Raw genomic sequence first — 18,121 nt, 5'->3', positions numbered from 1 at the left:
GACCTGCGGCGGCGGCCCCCGCGACTCCACGGCGGCTACACCGCGACCACCGCGAGTTCCTCCGCTGAACCGGCCGCCGCGCCGCCGCCTCCGCTGGACGGACCCGCGCTGGGTCCGCCGCCGCCGGACGGGGTGCCGCCGCCGGGGCCAGGCTCAGGAGGATCGGGTGGTGGGTCTCCGGCGCCGGGTTGGCCTGGGTCGCCGTCGGGGTCCGGTCCGCCGGGCGGGCTGCCGGCAGGGCCGAGCCCGACCGAGTCCGGGCTGCCCGGTAGTCCGCCGGAGCCGGCGGCGCCGTCGCCACCCGCCTGGGCGGCCGCACCGGTCTGCTCGCCGTCAGTCTGTTTGGCGCCGGTCGGTCCGGCGCCGGCTCGGTCTGCCGCGGCGGGGTCGACGCCCGTCGGGTCGGCGCCGTTGCCGCTCGCTGACGCGGCCACGGCGTCCGGCGACAGCGGCACGGCACCGCTGTCTCCGGTCTGCCCCGGCGCAGTGAGCTCGCCGGAGCCGAGGTCGTGCCGGGCGCTGCGGGCGGCGCCTTCGGTGTCTGCGGCCTCCCCGGCGTGTGGCTGGCCGGCCGCCTCGGCAGTCTCGGGCTCCGCACCGTCGGTGCTGCCGGTCGCCGGGCCTCCGGCCTGGCTCGGATCACCGGGACGGCCGCCGTCCTGGCCGGTCTCCACGGCCTTGGTGGCGTCGTCGACCGGCCCGTCCTCGAGGCCGGCTACCTGCTCGAGCCCGCTGCCCGGATCTTCATCGCCGCCTCCGTCGCCTGCGTCGCCGCCCTCGTCGGGTTCGATGTCGCCGCCCGTCTGGCCGGGGTCGGTGGGCATCTCGGCGATGTTGGCGTCCATGAGCTCCGTCGCGTCGCCGCCGCCGTTGCGGCCGCCGAGGCGCTGCATGGCGGCGTCAGCTCCCCGGGTTGCCAGGTCCCCGATCCCGGCCGCGGCGGCGGTGACCAGGCCGCGGCTGTTCACATCGGACAGGTACGCGTCGAAGATCGACGTCAGGCGCAGCATGATGCCGGGGCACAGGACCATCAGCCAGATCAGCAGCACCGCCTGCAGCACGGTGGTGAAGTCGTCGCTGCCGTAGGCGGCGCGGGTGCCGTAGATCCAGAACAGGGTGATGAAGAACTTGCTCGCCGCGAGGGCGTTGACGGTCCAGAACCAGGTGCGGGCCCACGGCCGGGTCTCTTCCTTGACCTGGCCTGACATGGCCATCGCACCGAGCAGGGCTGCGCCCGTGGTGAGCAGCCCACGGAAGGTCATCATGATGAACAGCAGCGCGAGCCCGATCAGGGCGAAGATCGCCACGACGAGCACCAGCGCGCCGGCGCCCGCCTCCCCGGCGAGGGCCGTGAACGCCGTCAGCCACAGCGACGCGTCCCAGCCGGTGTCGGCGTTGTAGTCGATCAGGGCGTTGGTCGCCTCGTCCCACGCGGCGACGACGGTCCACGCGATCCCTCCGGCGAGGGTGATGCCCAGAATGGCCCGGACGAGCCCGCCGAGGGTGGCGACCGGGCCGGGTCCTTGCACCCGCAGCCCGTTGATGATCGTGGCCCAGATGAAGTAGATGAAGACGAGCACGATGAGGATGCCGGCGGCGGCGTTGTAGCTGAAGAAGAACGCCTCGTCCGGTGAGCCGATGCTGGTCTTGGTCAGGACCATTTTCGCCAGCAGGGACAGCATGTAGCCGACGGCTTGGACGAAGAAGTCGGTGAGGCCGGAGATGCCGGTGCGGATTCCGGCGGCGACCGCGTCTTTGAGCGCCTTCTCGATGCGGCACTGCTGGTCCAGGGTGTCGCAGCTGTCGCCGGCGGCACCGACGATCTTCTGCGGGCGCAGCGCCTGCAGCAGCGCGGGCGCGGCGGCGACGCACCGGTCGTGCAGGGCGGTCCAGGCGTCGGCCTGGTCGGGGTGCGCGGTTGCCTGGTCGGTGAACAGGGCGCATCGCACCAGGTCCGTGCTGGGTGCGGTGCCGCTCGGGACGTCGGCCAGGACGGACGGGGTCCCGGTGGGCGGCCTGGTGTTGAGCGTCAGGGTGACGGCCTGGCAGACGGCGTATTCGTCGGCGGTGCGGGTGACGCTGCAGGCGGTCGTCCAGTGTGACGGCGCCCCCTGGGGTGGTGTGGCCGTGTAGCGGACCCATCGCAGGCACCAGCGCTGCGCGCCGACCGGCGCCTCACCGATACAGTCCGACGTGTCCGGTCCCTGCCCGGGCGCGGACGGCGACACCGTCGGCGATGTTGTGGGTGGCGCGGCGGGACTGGACGGATCGGCCGCCGCCACGCCAGGGGTGAGCAGTGCGAGCAGCACCGCCGCTGAAAGGGCTCCGCCGGTGAGGATGCCCAGCACACGGGTCCAGCCGGTGCCGCCCCGTGCTGCGCGGCGGGAGGTGCTACGCGGCGCTGGCGGACGGTCACTCGTGCGGCTGGCCCGCGTCCTGACGATGTCCGACGGGGCGACTGGCTGCGGCGGTTCGCCGGCGGCACCGGCCTTTGCCGACGGCCGCTGCCGGCTCGGCGACGCCAGGCGGCGACGGATCCGGGCCAGCTGAGTTCGGGCTCGGCGCGGCAGATGGTCCCGGGTGCGATGTTGCGCCTGCGATGTTGCCGAGTCCCGGGTCGCCGACATCGGTCGGCCCGGCCACCGGCTAGCGCCGTGGTGGATGATCACCATCGCCAGCACCGCCACCGCGACGACGGCTCCCCATACCGCGACGAAGCCGCGCGGCCGCTGACTGGCGGCCGACTTCCAGTGGTGCACCGGAGCCGGCCGGTTGGACGCGGTCATGACAGCGGGACCCAGCTGTCCGGGCCGAAGACCTTCGCGAGCAGTCGCGCGTCCTGCTGGCTTGCGGCGGTGTCGAGTGCGCCGGGCGGGGAGGCCGGCACGGGAGCGGCGATGGCCGCGATGCGCCATCCGTCGGGGGTGAGCTGCATGGTCAGGTCGTGCAGCATCCACCCGGCGGCGAGTACCGGCCCAGATGCGTTGCCGGTGCTGGTGGGCCCCAGGGTGGGGCTGCCGGTCGGGCTCGGGGGCAGGGTGGCGCCAGGCGTCGTGATCGGTGGCGTCTCGGTTCCGGTCCCGCCACCGGGGTTCCCGTCCACGTTGGGGGCGGTCCCGAGCAGGACCAGCACGTACGTCTGCACGTCGACCTTCGCACCGACCGGCAGGGCGGTGGTGTCGGAAGCGTGGGCGGCCCAGACCCGCACCGTCGTGCTCTGCTGGATCGCGCCCACGGCGTCGCGGGGCACGGACGGGACGAGTTGGTCGGCGAGGCCGGCCGCGTTGGCGGTGCACAGGCGGCCGGCGAATGCGAGCGCCGCGCTGTGTTCGAGGGCTCCGGCGGCGGTCAGGACGGTCTCGAATCGTGCGGCGGCCTCGCCCGCGCCGCGTGCGGTCACCGGATAGCCGACGGGGACGCCATCGACCAGACGCACGCCCGCGGCGCCGGCGCGTGCTGCCGGGCCGTCACCGCCTGCCGCGCCTGGAGCCAGGATCCACCGGTCCGTCGCGACGCCGAGGACGAAGACCAGCGCGTACAGCAGCAGCGCGGTGCCGAACCGGCGGCCCGTCGACGGGCCGGCGTGGGCCGGTTTGTAGGCGGCGCCCATCACGCCGCCGCCGTGAGCAGCCAGGCGATGACGCTGGTCGCGGACCCGACGATGAGGGCGACGAGACCGGCCTTCCACATCATCGACTTGCCGCGGTCGCTGATGATGTGTGACCCGAAGATCGGCCCGACGGAGAACGCGATGGCGCCGGCAGCGATCCCGCACACCGCGGCGACGATGCCCAGGAACAGGGCGGCGTTGCACAGCTGGTAGAACAGGTCGCTCTTGGGGACGGCGGCGGGGTCGGGGTGGACCTTGTTCCAATCGAATCCGCCGCCGGGATCGGTGCCGCCGGGCGGGGTCGGTGTGGGCGCGAGCAGGAGTTGTGGACCGGTGTGGGTCAGCGTTGCAGTGATCCACGCCCCCGCGTAGGACAACATCAGTTGGACTCCTTGTCGGCTACGCCGTCGCTGCGCGGCCGGCCGCTGTGGCGGCCGGCGCGTCGGCGTCGGCGGCGTCGGCGCTGGCCCTGGATGGGCCGGCGGTGGGCTTGCTTCGCCTCAGGCAGGCGGCGGCTAGTTCCAGCAGGGCGTGTCGCGCGGCGCGGCGGGTACGGCGCGGATCGACCGGCTCGGGCCGGGCCAGGTGTGGGTCATACGGCACCTCGACGACATGTCGGACCAGCTCAGCGGTCTGCCGGCCCAGCGCCTTCGCTTCCCGTGGCGGGTTCGGCACGGTCACCACGACCGCCAGCACCGTGCGGTCTACGACGTCGCCCAGTTCGGCGGCGCGCAGTTGTGCCAGCAGGCGCTGGGTGTGCCGCAGACTGTCCACCGCTGCGCGGGCCACGAGGATCGGCACGGTCACGTCCCGCAGGGACTGCCATGCCGGCCGGGTGTCGGCTACCGGCAGGTCCAGCAGTGCGACGGCGAAGTGCTGGTGCAGCCGATCCACGGCGGTTCGGGTCTCGCGCAGCACCGGCGGGCGTCGCTGCGCGGTGCGCTGCGGCTCGGCGACCAGCGAATGCAACCCGGCCGGAGTGCGCCGCGTCCAGCCGAGCACCGTGTCCAGGTCGATGTGCACCTGCGGCCGGGTTTGCCCGTCGCTGGCGTCGGCGGCGTCGAGGCCGGCAACGGCATCCCAGACGGTGCCGTCGCCGTCAGCGACGCGTTCGGTCAGACCGCCCCAGCTGCGTGCGGTCGCGTCGACCGCGAGGACGAGACCGGGAACAGCGCAGGCCAGAACACCGCCGAGCGCTGCGGTGATGGTGGACCGGCCGACCCCGCCGTCGGCGGAGGAGACACCGATCAGCGCGCCGCCCACCGGGAGGTGTGCCGCCGCCTGCCACAGTCGTTCCACGATGGCGCCGCCGCCGAACTCGCGGGGCACCACCCGTGCGCTGCCATCAGCTGGCGGGACGGCGGTCGTGCGCCGCCCCGCTAGCACGGTGCCCGGATGCCGTCGGGCATCGGCGCCGGACGGCGCGGGGTGCGCGCCGGGCTTGGCGGCTGCGCGGGCGTGGGCAACGACATCAGGCACCGGTTCCTCCTTCTCGGGCAGCAGGTCTTGGGGCGGCCAACGTCCTCGGGGGCGGTCCCCGCCCGGGATGCCGCAGTCTCGGCAGGGTTCGTGGGGTGGGGCCGCGGCGATCGGGGTGAGTGCTCGCCGCGGCCGCACGGTGGGCGCAGACCTGCCCGGGGCGGTGGAAACAGGTCGCGCCGGTCAGCCGCCCCCGCGAGCCGCCGGGGAAGCACGGCCCGCAGAGCAGCGCCGCTCCGCCGAACCTCGGCGTGGAGCGGTTGCCACGACGCACGCAGGCGTGCGCCGCCGTGTCGTGATGGCCGCTCGGCCGCGAACCCCCGTAACAGCCGTACGGCTGCTGCGCCACGGACGAACGCACCACGATCACGGTTCGACCCTGCCCGCCACGGTCGGCCATCGGAACGGGCCAACCGGTGCCGCCTGGTGCCAACGTCCACAAGGGACGGTCCTCCGGTCGGGCGGCGCGCGAAGGCCGGAAGGGAGGCATGGAAACGGCGCGCACGGCGGACGGTGCGCGGCTCGTGCAGCGGTTTACCTGCGCCGCCGCGGTGGTGCGTGCTCGCGTACGCAAGCGGGCGTTGGCCCGGTCATGTCCTGCGCCGGCGAGATTCGACCGATCGGCCTCGGCGCGGCGCGGTCGCCCTCGCCGGGGTCCTGGCCGGGCTGCGGCGTCACGCAACATCACCGGGCGGTACGTGTCGCGGCGGCCGAGCCAGTGGCTCGGCCGCCGCCGTGTCGAAGGGGAACGGTCGCGGTTACCCGGTGACGGGCGCGTGGGTCTGGCCCGGGGTCGGCACCGGCGCCGCCGAGGTCGGAGCTGCACCGCCCGGCGGAGCGACCGTCGGGTTCGTGGTCGGGCTGCTGGTGGTGGGCGGCGTGGTGCTCGGACCGGTACTGGGGCCACCGGTCGTCGGGCTCACCGTGGGCGACGTCGTGGGTGACGTGGTCGGGCTGCTGCTCGGCGGCGACGAACTCGGCTTGCCGGTGGTCGCGGACGGCGTGGGGTTGCCACCGGGAGCGGCGCAGGTCGCGACCGCGAGGTTGATGGTGGCCGCTTCGGTGCCGGCGCCGGCCTTGATGGTGACCTGCATCGCGATGATGGTCACCGACCCGTCACCGTTGCGGATCTTGACGCCGTGCGCGACTGTGCCCTTCTTACCGAGCGGGCCGGCGGCGGTGCCGCTGACGCTGGACGTGGTCTGGCCGTTGGTGCAGGACGCCGACGCCGAGGATGCCGAGACGAGGCCGTCGAAGGCGGAGAAGCCGGTGACGGTGGCGCTGGCCTTGCCGCCGCCGGCCTGCACGGTGGCGGCGCTCAGGGTGATGGTGCCGTCGGAGGAGCGTGCACCGCCGCTGGCGCTGTGCGTGGTGCCGTCGGTGGAAGACACCGACGGCTTGGCGCCGATCGGTGCGGCGCCGCTGGCCGAGATGCCGTAGGCGGCGTCGTGGTAGGTGGCGGCCGCGCCGGCGGAGGTTGCCCACATGGCGAACCCCAGCGTTCCTCCGGCGACGGTGACGCCGAGCGCGGCAAGACGTCGAACGGTTCTGGTCTGCACGAGCAGTTGCTCCTGTCGATGATGGGTGTCGCGGAAACCGGACCGGTCGGCCGGTCGAGGTGGTCGACGCAGGGCCGACCCTTGCGCTGATGCAGCCCGCGTCGCCCCGCGCAGTCACGGGTCGATGCGGACGAGGGTGCCGAGCGGAACCTGGGTCAGGGCGTTCAGCGCCGCGGTGGGCACGCGGAGGCAGCCGTTGCTGACGGCGTGGCCGTACACGGTGTGGTCCGGCCAGGTGTGTAGGGCCGTTGTTGCTGGTCCGCCGTGGTAGCTGGCCAGTACGGCACTGTGTGTGCCCAGGGCCAGGATCACCGGGGAGAAGGTCTGGGTCGGGTCCGTGATCTGGGCGAGGAGAAACGTCCGCCCGGTCGGTGTCGGTGTTGCCGCAGCGCCGACCGCGACACTCCACCGGCCGATCTCCGCTCCGTCCCGGACCAGGGTCAGCGTCCTGGTGTGGACGCTGGCCCGGATCTCGTACGGGGTGCGGGCCGCGTCGACCGCGGTGGCGTCGAGCCAGCCGCTCGCGCCGTTGGGCTGGCTGGGGAGCAGGACCCGGACCCAGCCTGGTTGCCGGTCAATGACCGGCAACCAGGTGCTGCTGGCCGCTTGGACGGTGGGCAGCCGCGCGATCGGGTTTCCGCCTGGCTGGTCGAAGACCGCGATCGGTGCGCGGTTGTGCACGACGGCACCGTCGGTGCCGGCGGTGCGGTCGGTGTCCAGCGGTGCGGCCGGGATGATGGTGTCGGTCGTCGCCTCGGGCAGTTGCGCGAGGACGACCGGCGCGATGTGTGGCACCGCGGTCGGCTGGACGACCGGCCCGATGGCGTCCTCGAGGACCTCGCTGCGCGCGGGCTGCGGCGGAGTCGTCAAGGTGCTCGCCGGTGGGCGTTGCGCATGGGTGGCCAGCACCATCGCGGCGGTGAGCAGGCCGGCCACGACAGCGACGACGGCGGTCGTGGGCCATACCGAGTGTTTGGCCCGGCGCCTCGCGGTGTCGGGACGACCGTTGGGGTCGCTGTCGTGGCGGGTCATGAGACCAGGGCGGTCAGGTAGTTCGGGCCGGGCGTGCCGAGGCCGGTGACGTGGTCGTAGCCGGGCCCGGTGCGCAGGCTCTGCGGCCCGCCGTCGAGGTCGATGAGGTAGTCCCCGGCCGGCAGGCTGTCGTTGATCGCCGGGGTCCAGATACCGGCGTCGACGTGCCCGACGTCGGTGATGGCGCCGGTGCCGGCCCGGGCATAGAGGATCGGTGCGGCCAGGCCGATGACGGTGCCGTTGCCGGCGCGGCTCTGCGCGACCGCGGCGAGGGACGCCACGATCGGCGCGGCCAGGGAGGTGCCGCCGATCGGGCTGGTGCGGTACTGCCCGCCGGAGCTCCACCCGATCAGGAAGCCGGTGTAGGGGTCGGCGAGGGCGGCCACGTCCGGGACGGACCGGCGGGTGCCGGGGAGGCCGGCCTGCCACGACGGTTTGTCGAAGTAGCTCGACGTGCCGCCGCCGGCGCCGCCGATGAACGGCGGGCTGAGCCGCTGCCAGGTGCTGCCCTGCAGCCGGCTCGCGGCCGACTCCCAGCCGGTCTGGATGATCGGCTTGTTGTTCGCACCGATGCCGGTGGAGGTACCGCCGACCGCGGTCACCCACGGGCTCGCCGCCGGGAACAGCACGCTGGGGCCGTTGGCGCCTTCGACGGCGCTGTTGTCGCCGGTATCCCTGGACGCGGCATAGACGCCCACGCCGAGGATCGCGGCGCGGGCCAGGATGGCGTTGACGGCCTGCAGGTAGCTCGGGTCGTTCGGTTCACCGGCGATGCCCCACGAGGCGGAGATGATCGTCGTGTCGATGCTGCTGTCGGCGATCACCTTGGCGACCGTCTCGTCCAGTTGGGTGCAGTCGGGCGCGGCCGCGTAGACGATCTTCGCGTCGGGGGCGATGGTGTGCGCCGCCTGCACGTCCAGGGCCTCCTCGACGTTCCACAGCGGCACGTCGCAGCCCTGCACGGTCGTCGGCGGCGCGTAGGACTTGACCACGAACCGGTCGGCCGGCAGTGCCGGGATGCCGTTGGCCGCGAACGTCCGGTTGGCGTCGGCCAGGGTCGAGGCCTGGTGGTAGGCGCCGACGATGACGATGGTCTGCCCGGCGCCACGGTCGCCACCGCCCAGTCCGTAGAGACTGCGCAGCTGGGTGCCGTTGTAGCCGCAGATCGGGTTCGACTGCCGACCGGCCTGATACTTTTGCGGCACCGAGCCCTTGTTCCACTCGCCGAAGAACGTCGAGCAGTACTGGCCGTCGGCGAGCGGCTTGACGTTGGCCGCCGGGCGCACCGACAGCGGCTGCGCGACCCGCTGCGTCAGACCGGTCACGGCCTGCACGTCGGGGGCCACCTTCGCCGGCAGCCGCGCCGGACCTGATGCGGTCAGGGCCCGGACGCCGTGCCGGGTCTGCGTGGACAGCTGGACGCCGAATGCGGCCCGGGCCGCGCGGGCGGTGCCGGTCAGGGTGAGTCGGGTCCCGGTGTCGTCGAGACCCTGGACGTTGAACCCGGCCCGGCTGGCCCAGGCGGTGACGCGGGCGACCCGGGCCCGGTCGGCGCCAAGCTGCTCACGCAGCTGCTGGCGGGTGAGGTGTTTGCCGTAGGTGGCGGTGCCGGGTGACGTGACGGCCGCGGCGTACGCCTGAACTGCGGAAGGATCCGCGGCGGCCAACGTCAGGGTGACTGTGACCTGCTGGTCGGCGGCGAGAGCACCGCCGCCACCTGGCGGGATGGGTGTGCCGTGCGCGGGGCCGGCAGCGACCAGCAGCGTGGCGAGCGCGCTGCCGGTGATGGCCAGCACGATGCGTGCAAGGCGCATGAGGGGTTGTTCTCCTAACTGGCTTACGCCACAGAGATCGACGACACCGTCATCGGGTTGTCGGCGGCAGGACGCAGAGGGGCTGATACGGTGACGCGAAGGTCACCGATGCGCCGGCCCGACCGATGCCGCGACGGTGGTCATGGACGACCAGCTCGTGGCTGTGCACCAGACCTCCGGCCGACCGCTGGGCAGGTGTCCGCCAAGGACGGCGGAGCCGCAGCAGGTTCCGGACGTCGGTCCGCGACCGAGGTCCGGAACCGTGATGTGTCAGCCACATTCGTCTCGCTGCGCGCTGCCCATGACCGGCGGCGTGGGTGCGAGATGCATGCGGCGTGGTCTGGTTGAGCTGGTCACGCCAATGACATTGGTCGTTCGCTCAGGCGAGCGGAACGTGCCAAGGGGTGCCAAGCGGGGCAGTGACGGGTACGCACGGCAGCACCGAACCGCGACGATGAACCTGCCGCACCGCGCGCGGCGGACAGCACGAGGGGGCCACGGTACGTGAGGTCTGGTCAGCATTGGCATGAAGCGCTCGGCCGAAGCACCCTGCCGGCAGAACTCGAACGCCTGCTCACCGACCTTGGTCACGCAGCCAACGAAGCGGCTGCGGCGCTGCTGACGGCCGCCGCCGGCGAGCACGCGGCCGACTATCGGCTGCATCAGCGGCAATTCGGCTGCGGCGTACAGGCCGGGCCAACTGAACTGCATGTGTACCAGCAGTTGGCCGGCGCAGCCGCCGCGCACGCGGACCGGTTGACGGTGCTGTACACCCGCGTGGCGTTGCAGTACGCCGTCCAGGCCGACGCGGCGATTGCGTTCCGCTCACGGCCACGGCAGGGCAATGTTGCTGCGCTAAAGCCCGTGCCGACGGTCGAGCAGTTCCTGACGGACCCCACCGCGTACCTCACCGACATCCGGGATGCCAGCTCACCGCAGGATCAGCTGCCACGAGCGGCATACCAGGCAGTCCTCGATGCTGTCGAGCAGTACCGGACTGGGCGCGACCGCCTCGACGGGTACGACGATCCCGAGGCCAAACACGTCGAAGAGCCGCCCAGCGACCCCGACGCTCCGGGCAACCTCTTCACGGAGCCCGGTGCGGTGTACGACATCGAACGTCCGACGGATCTAGCTGTGGCGTTGCATGCCTACGCCGCAGACCTCATCCATCTGGTGCGCGCGCCCGGCGAGGGCCTACACGGCGTCCGGGCTCCGATGTGAGCGGTTCCGCGCACCCGGCGGCGCTGCACACCCATCTGCGCTACTCGCCGATACGTCGCCGCCTACCGGCTATCTGAAGTACGGGTTCGGTAGCAGACCCAGGTCAGCAACCGTCACGTGCAACGCCATCGCCAACAGGTGCCGGCTGTACGGATCCGGAGTGTGTCGACCGGTCTCCCAGCGTGAGATCTGTCGACGATCCACACCGGTCCCGCGGTAGTTCGCGGCGATCAAACGCATATGGCCGACCAGGTCAGACTGGGAGTAGTTCAAAAGATTTCGGTAGTGGAAAATCCGCTCACCAGGTGTCATCCGGGCGACGTCATCCGCCGTTGGCAGCCGGTCCGGCAGCTCACTCACCCCGCACCCCCGCGCGCCTGCTCGACCGCGGACACAACCCGACACCAGAGATCCTGGTCCTTGCCGCCGACTTCCCGGCACGTCGCCGGCCTCAGGATTGCCCGGTCTTTACCTGCCTCGCGCAGCACCGGTCTGCACCCCTCCCCGTTTGGTGGACACGGAACACCCGGCCGCCCATCACGTGGATCTCGCTGTCCCCATCGGCGCGAGCCTAAGTCGGCAAGCGCACGGCACCGGTGATTGATCCAGTTCTGGGAGCATCGCGATGCCCCGAACCATCGCGTCCTGTTGACCTCGTAGCTGTGGCAACGGGTGCGGACAGTGATCACCCGCCCACGAGTCGCCTGCTCCCGGCAGCGTAACCACGACGAGCCAACTAGCGTCAAGATCAATGACGAACGATCGGCGGAGTGAAGCACGCCGTCGCACCAATCCCCAGAAGCAAGGATCGATGCCCACCTTTTAAAGTGCAGGGCACAAATGCGCAGCGGCACAACGACTAGCAGGGACAACGCGCCGACCCGGCATGCGCGCTCGCCGAGCACCAAGCTATACCGCCGTCACAGGCATGCACATCGGACATCAACCAACACGAAAACGTTCCGGCGCGCACCAACCCGGCACCGCAGAGCAGCAGCCGTCCCGCAGCGACCTTGATCAACCAACAGCCAAGTGCGGCACGAGCGGTGACGGGTGACGGATTCATTCGGCAGACGGGGTTAGCGTGCCGCGCGCGCGTGACGCGCGCGGGGCGCCACGCCTCCCTGCAACTCAGTCGCGAGCCCAAATATTACGATCATCACAATAGGGTCTCACTTGTTGACCGAAATGCCGATGCGAGGTATCGCGCGAGGAAGCGAAACCCAAAAGTCGCCAACATCTGTCACCTGTCACCGGCTGGAGCCGCACCGGCCGGCCGACCGGCTGCAAAGGTTAGCCCCGGCTCCATCGCATGACGATCACCTAGCCGCGCCACACGCGCAGGTGCCCCCTGGGCGCCGAACCCAACGGCCGTGCCCCGCTCACCCGTAGTACACAAGGCCCACACAGTGCACGACGACACGTTCCCGATCATGGCGCCTGGCTGCTCCGCCGTTGACAGCCCACAACTGGCCGACAGGATGCGGCAGCCGCAGCAGAAGAATCGGACGTTAGACGCTCCCGCGGCGGTCGTCGCTGTTCTCATCGTCGTCTTCAGCCAGCAGCAGACTGACGCCGACATAGTGCCTCGTACCGCCCGTGCCTCGGCCAGTGTGGACACCTTGCTGTTCCAGATCCTGCGTCAGGCGCTTCGCCGTGACCGGCGCGTCGCCGGTCTGCTGACACCACCGCTCGTACGCCCGCCGGAACCGGGTCGTCGCGACGCGGACCAGTGGCTGGTCGGCCGCGAGATGGCAGCATTCGGCAACGAATCGCGCCACGCTGTCTTCGTCACGGGCGTATGCCGCAGTGGCCGCCCGCACCGCCGGCGGCTCCGGTAGCCCGTTGCGGTGGTAGTCGACCGCGCCGCGAATGATCCACGCCAGGACCGCTGGGGCTTCCTCGGCCAGTCGCTCGCCGAGCCTTCGGTCCTGCCGGTCCTCGGGCAGCGTGCGGCTGAAGGGGATCAGCCGGACCCGGCGCCAGAAAGCCAGGCCGCCGGTCCGAACCTCAGGCCGGTGATTGCCGAGCAGCCATAGGGTGTGCGACGGCGCGAAACTAAACCAGTTCCCACGCATGTACCGGGCCGGAATGGAGTCCCGGCCGGTCAGCTGCTTCACCCGGCCCTCGGAGAACCGCGCACCCTCGTTCAGCTCAGAACACACAACCAGTCGGGCGCCGTGCAGCTGAGCCAGCTCCGTCGGGTGATCGGCGAACTGCCGCTGCATGAGCAGCTCCGACGACGCCGCGATCGCATAGCCGAAGCCGCCAACCCCAAGCGCATGCATCGACGCCTCCAGCAGCGTCGACTTGCCGTTCGCGCCGGCGCCGAGCGCGAACGGGAGGATCTGCTCGAGGACCGCGCCCAGTGCGGAGATGCCAAGAAGGCGCTGCACGTAGGTGCGCAGCACATCATCCTCGCCGAAAGTGTCTGCGAGAAAGCGCTCCCACACCTCGGCACGTCGCTCGAAGTCCGGCGCCACAGCGCTGGATCGGGTATGCAGGCGCTGAGGATCCGCAGCGCGGAGTTCACCGGTCTGCAGGTCGACGATGCCCCCCGGCGTGTTCAGCTCATAGGGGTGTGTGTCGAGCTGGCCGAGCTCTACGACCAGGCGGGGATCTGATCGTGCGAGCCGCGCCACCCCGGAGACACCACCCGCGGACAGAGCTCCTTGTCGAAAACGCCGCCACTTGGACGATGTCGGCAGTTCCCGCGCCAACGCCCGAATCAGCTCCCGGTGCCGTTCAGCCTCGTCCCAAACCCATCGGTGCCCCTTCCAACGCAGCCACATGCCGCGCTGTGGACAGAACCGCAGCTCATGTCCATGGGTGTGCGCTACCGCCTGCGCCAGGCCGTCTTCCGTCGCGCCCCAGGCGTGCGGCGGTCGCGCAGCTCCACCTTGTTCGCTCACCTGCAGCCACCCCGCTCAGGTAGGCCAGCGAACACAAAGCCGAATACGGGTACGAACGAGCGCACCACCGCCATTTAGCTCAGGTCCGCCGACAGAATGCACATGGCGACACGTCCACTATTTGCAGCCGCGGCCCGCCCAACTTCGCGATTCTGGGCGCAAAACGCTGACCCGGTGCAGGTGCCATCCCGTACCACCCGGGGTCAACAGGCAGCAACAAGATCCGTCATGTAGCACCGGCCAGCAGCTTGCTCGTACATTGAATTGAGCATCCGTAGGCCAAGGGAGAGGGAGGGAACCGTGGCCGAAAGTCTCAGATTTTACACGTACAAGGAAGCGGCGGCTCTACTCGGCATTTCCGAGTCCAAGCTCCGTAAGGACGTCGCGAATGGTCTTATCTCGTGCCACCGCAGTGCCGGCGGCCGGTTGGTGCGGTTTACCGAAGATGACCTCCGTACCGCGTTCAAACCGGTCCCGGCGACGTCGGCCGTCCGAGCAATAGGCAGGAGGCGGAGTCCTCGGCGGCGGCCACGCTAGGCGGATTCGGACGCCTGGCCTCTGCGCCCCGGCGCGCCTAGACGAGGGCCACCCCTCGACGGATCTTCGAAGCGTTTGCCCGCGCATCGCGGGGATGCCAGGCGAAGGCAACTAGCGCGACCTTAACGACGATGCTCGGCAGAACCGCTTGTAACAGCCGCGGGCGCAATTTCGCCGTGCGGGTCGACAGCACTCCGGGGCTCGCGCTACGGCACGAACCCCGGCCTAGAGACAATAAGGTTGTTTTATATCCTATGCGTCCAATTTCGGCGCGACCGCCACAAGAGGTGACACCGCCGCCTTCACCGCGGCGAAGTGACGCGTCGTTTGCTTCACGTAGAATTTGTACGTCGTGGTGACATGTTTGTGCCCGGCAATGTTGCGAAGTGCCTCGAGATCAATTCCCTCTGAAGCAAGCCACGTCAGTAGCGACGCCCGCAACCCATGAGGCGTAATGTGCTTCGGGAGACCCATCATCTGGGCCAATTTGAGGATCTTTTCCCACTTCTTGTAGAAGTTGTGATATAGCCAGAACGGGCTTCCGCTGGGCGGCGAGAACAGAAAATCGTTCGGCCGCCGTCCGCTGGCACGGCGGACGAGCATTGACATGACAGGGTCAGTAGTCGGAATTTGACGGAACCCGTCCTCGGTCTTGGGCATCGCTTCGATAATCCAGACGTTGTCGATCCGCCGCGCTACCTGCAGAACATACAAAGAATTCTGTCGCTTGTTCAACGCCCGAACACACAGAGCCGCGATCTCACCCCACCGCATGCCGGTCGAGAGCTTGGTGACCACGAGGTCCCCGATCTCCGGGTCGATCGTGTACGCGGCCGCGATCAGTATCTCGGCTTCCTCGGTATCGCTGACCACCTGCCGGTTGTATGGGATCGCCTTCGGCACGGGGACTCCCTTGAGAGGGTTATAGCCGCGTAGCGGCCTCTCACCGTCGTCGCCAGGCAGGCAGGCCTTCTCGAAGGCCGGGTAGACGGTGTCCCCGCGGATGTTCTTGATGGTCTTGACTGAGAGGCCCTTACGCTGGAGTTCCTTCTGCCAGCGTTTGCAGTCACCAACGGTGATCGCATCAACGGGAAGTGAGCCAAGAGTCGGGAACACGTGCTCTTCCAACCGTTCAAGATACTTTCGTCGCGTCTCCGGATTCACAGTGACCAGGTCCGCAACGTAATCCCGCGCCCATTGCTCGAAGGTTGGCATCGCAGTCTCCGGTGGGACAGCGCTGGACACATGCACTGAATCCGCGCTGGGCTGGGCGAGGTCGGCAAGGTGGGCGAACCCAAATTTGGTCAAAACGTCGGGATCTGGCCTGACGTTGCCGTGCGCATCCACCAGCGACTTGAACTTTTTGGCATCCCTTAGGTTGTCGAAGGTCTCGTAATCCGGCTCACCACCACGTCGTCCGCCCGTTAGCCACTTGACTCGATAGGTGGGCGGGCTCGATTTGTGCTGTCGTGTCTCGATGCTGGCCATCGCTCGTAGGACCTCCCTGGCGGAGCGACCACGCCCGCCTAGATCCAGGTCACCATCACAAAGCGTGGTTGCCCACGTGCCACCTGGTGCCACTCCAGTGATCTTGGGATGGCGCGGTGTTCCCACGGTGGGCCCAAATAGGGGTTCCTGGACTAGACGACCATGGCCGCCGACCTGTGTAGAAGCAGGTCGGCGGCCATGCGCCATTGGTGGAGTTGAGGGGACTCGAACCCCTCAACCGATATGAAACGACATCGATATGGACAAAATACAGTTTCGATTGGAGGCCCGCCGACCCGTTACTCTGTGCAACGACACACAGAAGGGAGAAGCGCGTGGAAGTGAACGGCGAGATCTTCTATACGTACTCGGAGGCCGCCGCGCGGCTGGAGGTGTCCGAGTCGTCGTTGCACAAGTGGGTGGCCAGCGGCCGGATTCGTCACCACGTTCTCGGTGGCCGCCTGATCCGATTCACCGAGGAGGATCTGGAGTCGGCCTTTCGGGTGGTTGAGCCGGCCACGGAGGTCAGTTCGACTCGTCGGCGCGGCTGGCGCCGCCCTCGGTGATCAAGGTGGCTGGCGGAACGATCGGGTCGAACCACTGCTCGGGGCGGTCGATGGTCGCCCGGTAGCTGCGATGGAGCATGGCGATGTGGTTGGGCGCGTAGCACAACGCGTCGTGGTCGCCGAGCGGGCTGGAGTACGGCAGGCGGTGCCAGAGGAAGTCGGCTGGGTGCGCGGGGATGTGGTGGCTGGGATGGTCAGGGTCCGAGCGGGCGCCATAGATCTCGTCGCGAGCACGGTCGATGGCCAGGTGGTGGACCAGGTAGTCGACGACACACTCGGCCACGAGGCCGCCGCCGACCTCCAGGGTTCTGATCAGGTGCTTACCCCGGGCGGCCAGCCTGCGGCGCCACCTTGCACCCTGCCGCCAGGATGCCGGCGGGAAGGCGTCCAATGCCCGCCATTCAATCCTGTGGTCGGCACCGACCGGCATATCGCCGCGGTCATCGGTGTCGAGCGCTACCCCGTCGGCGACCAGGCAGAGGCCGGTGTAGAGCGCCGACACGGTCCGGGGCGTCAAGTCTCCGACAGCCCCCGCAACGCCGTACAAAGCAGCGAAGTCCGGGCGTGAACCCGGCGGCCCAACCGGCCCCTCTCCAAGACCACTCCCCGGCCTCCTTGCAACCGTCGACATGATGTCCTCCCCCGTGCTGATCGTCCAGCACTACTGCGGCGTTCGCTGCGGATGCATGCGCGCTACCAGCCGCTTCGGTGTCCAGCGTTGCTCCATGACCAGCCGATGAGGAAGGTGCCATGACGTTCCAGCACGTGCCTCACCCCTGCCCGACCGGCGGCAGGTAACCGAGGCCTGCCGGTCAACTGCCACCGTCACCAGGGGAGCAGCGGTCGCCGGCGGGGCTGGCAGCGGGGTCAGCGTCGGCGCCGACGCGCTCACCGTGCTCATCGCCGATGGCCTGTGCCGCCTGTGCCTCCTGGTGAGCCGACGGTGGCCTTCGCAAGCTGATCGGTATTTCCAACGCGTGGTCCTACGGCGGCACGCTGGCCGTCTGCGACGGGCCGGCCTGCCCGTTCGGGGTTGCTGTGTATCTGGCGATCCCGGGCTTCGCCGAACATGGAGCGGCACCCTCGCTGCCTTCGGGACGGCCGTTGACGTCGGCGGTGCGTGCGTTACCACGGCGCTCGCCCTGCTCGCCGCGCCGACCGTGCAGGCAGACGGAACCTGGACCGGTCTGCCGCCTGAATCCCTGTATGGGTACCAGATCTGCGGACGTGTCGGAGGGCGGAACCGGATCCTCGGCTGGCTGGTGACATACCTCTTTGCGGTCAGAACCGCTCAGGGCGCGGTTGGTGAGGTGGTCGGGATCGGCCCGTGCGGCGGCTCGGCCCCGATGGGTGCAGAGCCGCCGCCGTTTGGCAGTGGTTCCGTCAGACGCCGTCGAACTTGTTCAGGGTGTTTCATCAGGTTGGTGGCGGTGGCTGCACAGTCCGCCTGGGACGGGTTCGACGCCCGCAATGCGGTGAGCAGAGCGTCGATCTGGTGAGCTGATGCCGTTTGGCGGCGTCGCGGGGTTTGAGGCCGGCCTCGGCGTCGTCCCAGGCGACCTCGAGATCCTTGACCCGGGTTTTCGCGGCCGCGAGGTCGTTCGTGGTGACCTTGGTGGTCGTCGCCGCCGCGCAGGTGGTAGGCGCCGGACGCGAGTTCGGGCCGTTCGTGTCGGCGGCGATCGTCGCGGCGGTCTTCGGTGTCGCGCTCGGACTGGCCTGGGTCCTGCATCGCACGGTCGAACAACCGCTGGTGCGTCGGTTCGGCCGGCGCCGGCTCACCGATGAGGATCGCGAGCGGTGTCACGAGGGAGAGCCGGCGACGTCCGCCGGGACCGGTACGCGCGCCGAGACGACCCGGCAGAGACCTCCCACAGCCGTCGATTGACGTCACATGCCT

Annotated in this window: 15 protein-coding genes; 5 read left to right on the top strand and 10 right to left on the bottom strand. The window is 69.8% G+C overall.

Annotated elements, in window-relative coordinates; all coding sequences use genetic code 11:
* Window positions 1–35: 35 nt before the first annotated feature.
* The 4 genes from ACQP2P_RS15760 to ACQP2P_RS15745 all read right to left on the bottom strand — a co-directional run bounded on the left by ACQP2P_RS15760 (window position 36) and on the right by ACQP2P_RS15745 (window position 5,089).
* The gene (locus ACQP2P_RS15760) at window positions 36–2,228 is read right to left on the bottom strand and encodes a hypothetical protein (RefSeq protein WP_433616762.1); all 2,193 of its coding nucleotides are present in this window, start codon (window positions 2,226–2,228) and stop codon (window positions 36–38) included.
* 554 nt (window positions 2,229–2,782) lie between these two features.
* Window positions 2,783–3,613, bottom strand: coding sequence for a hypothetical protein (locus ACQP2P_RS15755; RefSeq protein ID WP_433616761.1), 831 nt, complete (start codon window positions 3,611–3,613; stop codon window positions 2,783–2,785).
* Window positions 3,610–3,990: a hypothetical protein gene (locus ACQP2P_RS15750; RefSeq protein WP_433616759.1), complete on the bottom strand. Its 381-nt coding sequence runs from the start codon at window positions 3,988–3,990 to the stop codon at window positions 3,610–3,612. The genes ACQP2P_RS15755 and ACQP2P_RS15750 overlap by 4 nt, the downstream gene beginning before the upstream one ends.
* 19 nt (window positions 3,991–4,009) lie before the next feature.
* Entirely contained in the window at window positions 4,010–5,089 is a 1,080-nt protein-coding gene (locus ACQP2P_RS15745) for a cellulose synthase operon protein YhjQ/BcsQ (protein WP_433616757.1), read from the bottom strand.
* An 852-nt stretch (window positions 5,090–5,941) separates the two neighbouring features.
* Here ACQP2P_RS15745 and ACQP2P_RS15740 point away from each other — a divergent pair.
* A complete protein-coding gene (locus ACQP2P_RS15740; protein WP_433616755.1) occupies window positions 5,942–6,529 on the top strand; it encodes a hypothetical protein in 588 nt (195 codons plus the stop codon).
* A 233-nt stretch (window positions 6,530–6,762) separates the two neighbouring features.
* Here the strand turns inward: ACQP2P_RS15740 and ACQP2P_RS15735 are convergent, their stop codons facing one another.
* Window positions 6,763–7,680 carry a L,D-transpeptidase gene (locus tag ACQP2P_RS15735; RefSeq protein ID WP_433616753.1) on the bottom strand — a complete coding sequence of 306 codons (918 nt, stop codon included), beginning with the start codon at window positions 7,678–7,680 and terminating at the stop codon, window positions 6,763–6,765.
* Window positions 7,677–9,494, bottom strand: a complete 1,818-nt coding sequence (locus ACQP2P_RS15730; protein ID WP_433616751.1) for a S53 family peptidase — start codon at window positions 9,492–9,494, stop codon at window positions 7,677–7,679. Before ACQP2P_RS15730 ends, ACQP2P_RS15735 begins: the two co-directional genes overlap by 4 nt.
* A gap of 504 nt (window positions 9,495–9,998) precedes the next feature.
* Between ACQP2P_RS15730 and ACQP2P_RS15725 the strand changes: the two genes are divergently transcribed.
* Window positions 9,999–10,718 carry a hypothetical protein gene (locus ACQP2P_RS15725; protein ID WP_433616750.1) on the top strand — a complete coding sequence of 240 codons (720 nt, stop codon included), beginning with the start codon at window positions 9,999–10,001 and terminating at the stop codon, window positions 10,716–10,718.
* A 69-nt stretch (window positions 10,719–10,787) separates the two neighbouring features.
* Here ACQP2P_RS15725 and ACQP2P_RS15720 read toward each other — a convergent pair whose 3' ends face one another.
* Together ACQP2P_RS15720 and ACQP2P_RS15715 are read right to left on the bottom strand one after the other, a co-directional pair.
* Entirely contained in the window at window positions 10,788–11,078 is a 291-nt protein-coding gene (locus tag ACQP2P_RS15720; RefSeq protein WP_433616749.1) for a helix-turn-helix transcriptional regulator, read from the bottom strand.
* 1,151 nt (window positions 11,079–12,229) lie between these two features.
* Window positions 12,230–13,510, bottom strand: coding sequence for a DNA primase family protein (locus ACQP2P_RS15715; protein ID WP_433619145.1), 1,281 nt, complete (start codon window positions 13,508–13,510; stop codon window positions 12,230–12,232).
* A 420-nt stretch (window positions 13,511–13,930) separates the two neighbouring features.
* Here ACQP2P_RS15715 and ACQP2P_RS15710 point away from each other — a divergent pair, with 420 nt between their 5' ends.
* Window positions 13,931–14,167, top strand: coding sequence for a helix-turn-helix transcriptional regulator (locus ACQP2P_RS15710; protein WP_433616748.1), 237 nt, complete (start codon window positions 13,931–13,933; stop codon window positions 14,165–14,167).
* A 252-nt stretch (window positions 14,168–14,419) separates the two neighbouring features.
* Here ACQP2P_RS15710 and ACQP2P_RS15705 read toward each other — a convergent pair whose 3' ends face one another.
* The gene (locus tag ACQP2P_RS15705) at window positions 14,420–15,655 is read right to left on the bottom strand and encodes a tyrosine-type recombinase/integrase (protein WP_433616746.1); all 1,236 of its coding nucleotides are present in this window, start codon (window positions 15,653–15,655) and stop codon (window positions 14,420–14,422) included.
* Between the two features lie 335 nt (window positions 15,656–15,990).
* Here ACQP2P_RS15705 and ACQP2P_RS15700 point away from each other — a divergent pair, with 335 nt between their 5' ends.
* Complete coding sequence (locus tag ACQP2P_RS15700) at window positions 15,991–16,221, top strand: helix-turn-helix domain-containing protein (protein WP_433616744.1); 231 nt, start codon at window positions 15,991–15,993, stop codon at window positions 16,219–16,221.
* Here the strand turns inward: ACQP2P_RS15700 and ACQP2P_RS15695 are convergent.
* The gene (locus ACQP2P_RS15695; protein ID WP_433616743.1) at window positions 16,181–16,723 is read right to left on the bottom strand and encodes a hypothetical protein; all 543 of its coding nucleotides are present in this window, start codon (window positions 16,721–16,723) and stop codon (window positions 16,181–16,183) included. The genes ACQP2P_RS15700 and ACQP2P_RS15695 overlap by 41 nt on opposite strands.
* 1,104 nt (window positions 16,724–17,827) lie before the next feature.
* Here ACQP2P_RS15695 and ACQP2P_RS15690 point away from each other — a divergent pair.
* Complete coding sequence (locus tag ACQP2P_RS15690) at window positions 17,828–18,109, top strand: hypothetical protein (protein ID WP_433616742.1); 282 nt, start codon at window positions 17,828–17,830, stop codon at window positions 18,107–18,109.
* The last annotated feature ends 12 nt before the right edge of the window (window positions 18,110–18,121 follow it).

Source organism: Dactylosporangium sp. CA-139114, assembly GCF_050955725.1.
Classification (GTDB): Bacteria; Actinomycetota; Actinomycetes; order Mycobacteriales; family Micromonosporaceae; genus Dactylosporangium.
The sequence above is the reverse complement of the archived record's forward strand: the minus strand, read 5'-3'. Positions and strand labels throughout refer to the sequence as shown.

Bases quoted from the DNA above. Each gene is read 5' to 3' on its own strand.
- ACQP2P_RS15730 (WP_433616751.1), bottom strand. From the start codon at position 9,494: ATGCGCCTTGCACGCATCGTGCTGGCCATCACCGGCAGCGCGCTCGCC.
- ACQP2P_RS15715 (WP_433619145.1), bottom strand. From the start codon at position 13,510: ATGTGGCTGCGTTGGAAGGGGCACCGATGGGTTTGGGACGAGGCTGAA.
- ACQP2P_RS15750 (WP_433616759.1), bottom strand. From the start codon at position 3,990: ATGTTGTCCTACGCGGGGGCGTGGATCACTGCAACGCTGACCCACACC.
- ACQP2P_RS15705 (WP_433616746.1), bottom strand. From the start codon at position 15,655: ATGGCCAGCATCGAGACACGACAGCACAAATCGAGCCCGCCCACCTAT.
- ACQP2P_RS15735 (WP_433616753.1), bottom strand. From the start codon at position 7,680: ATGACCCGCCACGACAGCGACCCCAACGGTCGTCCCGACACCGCGAGG.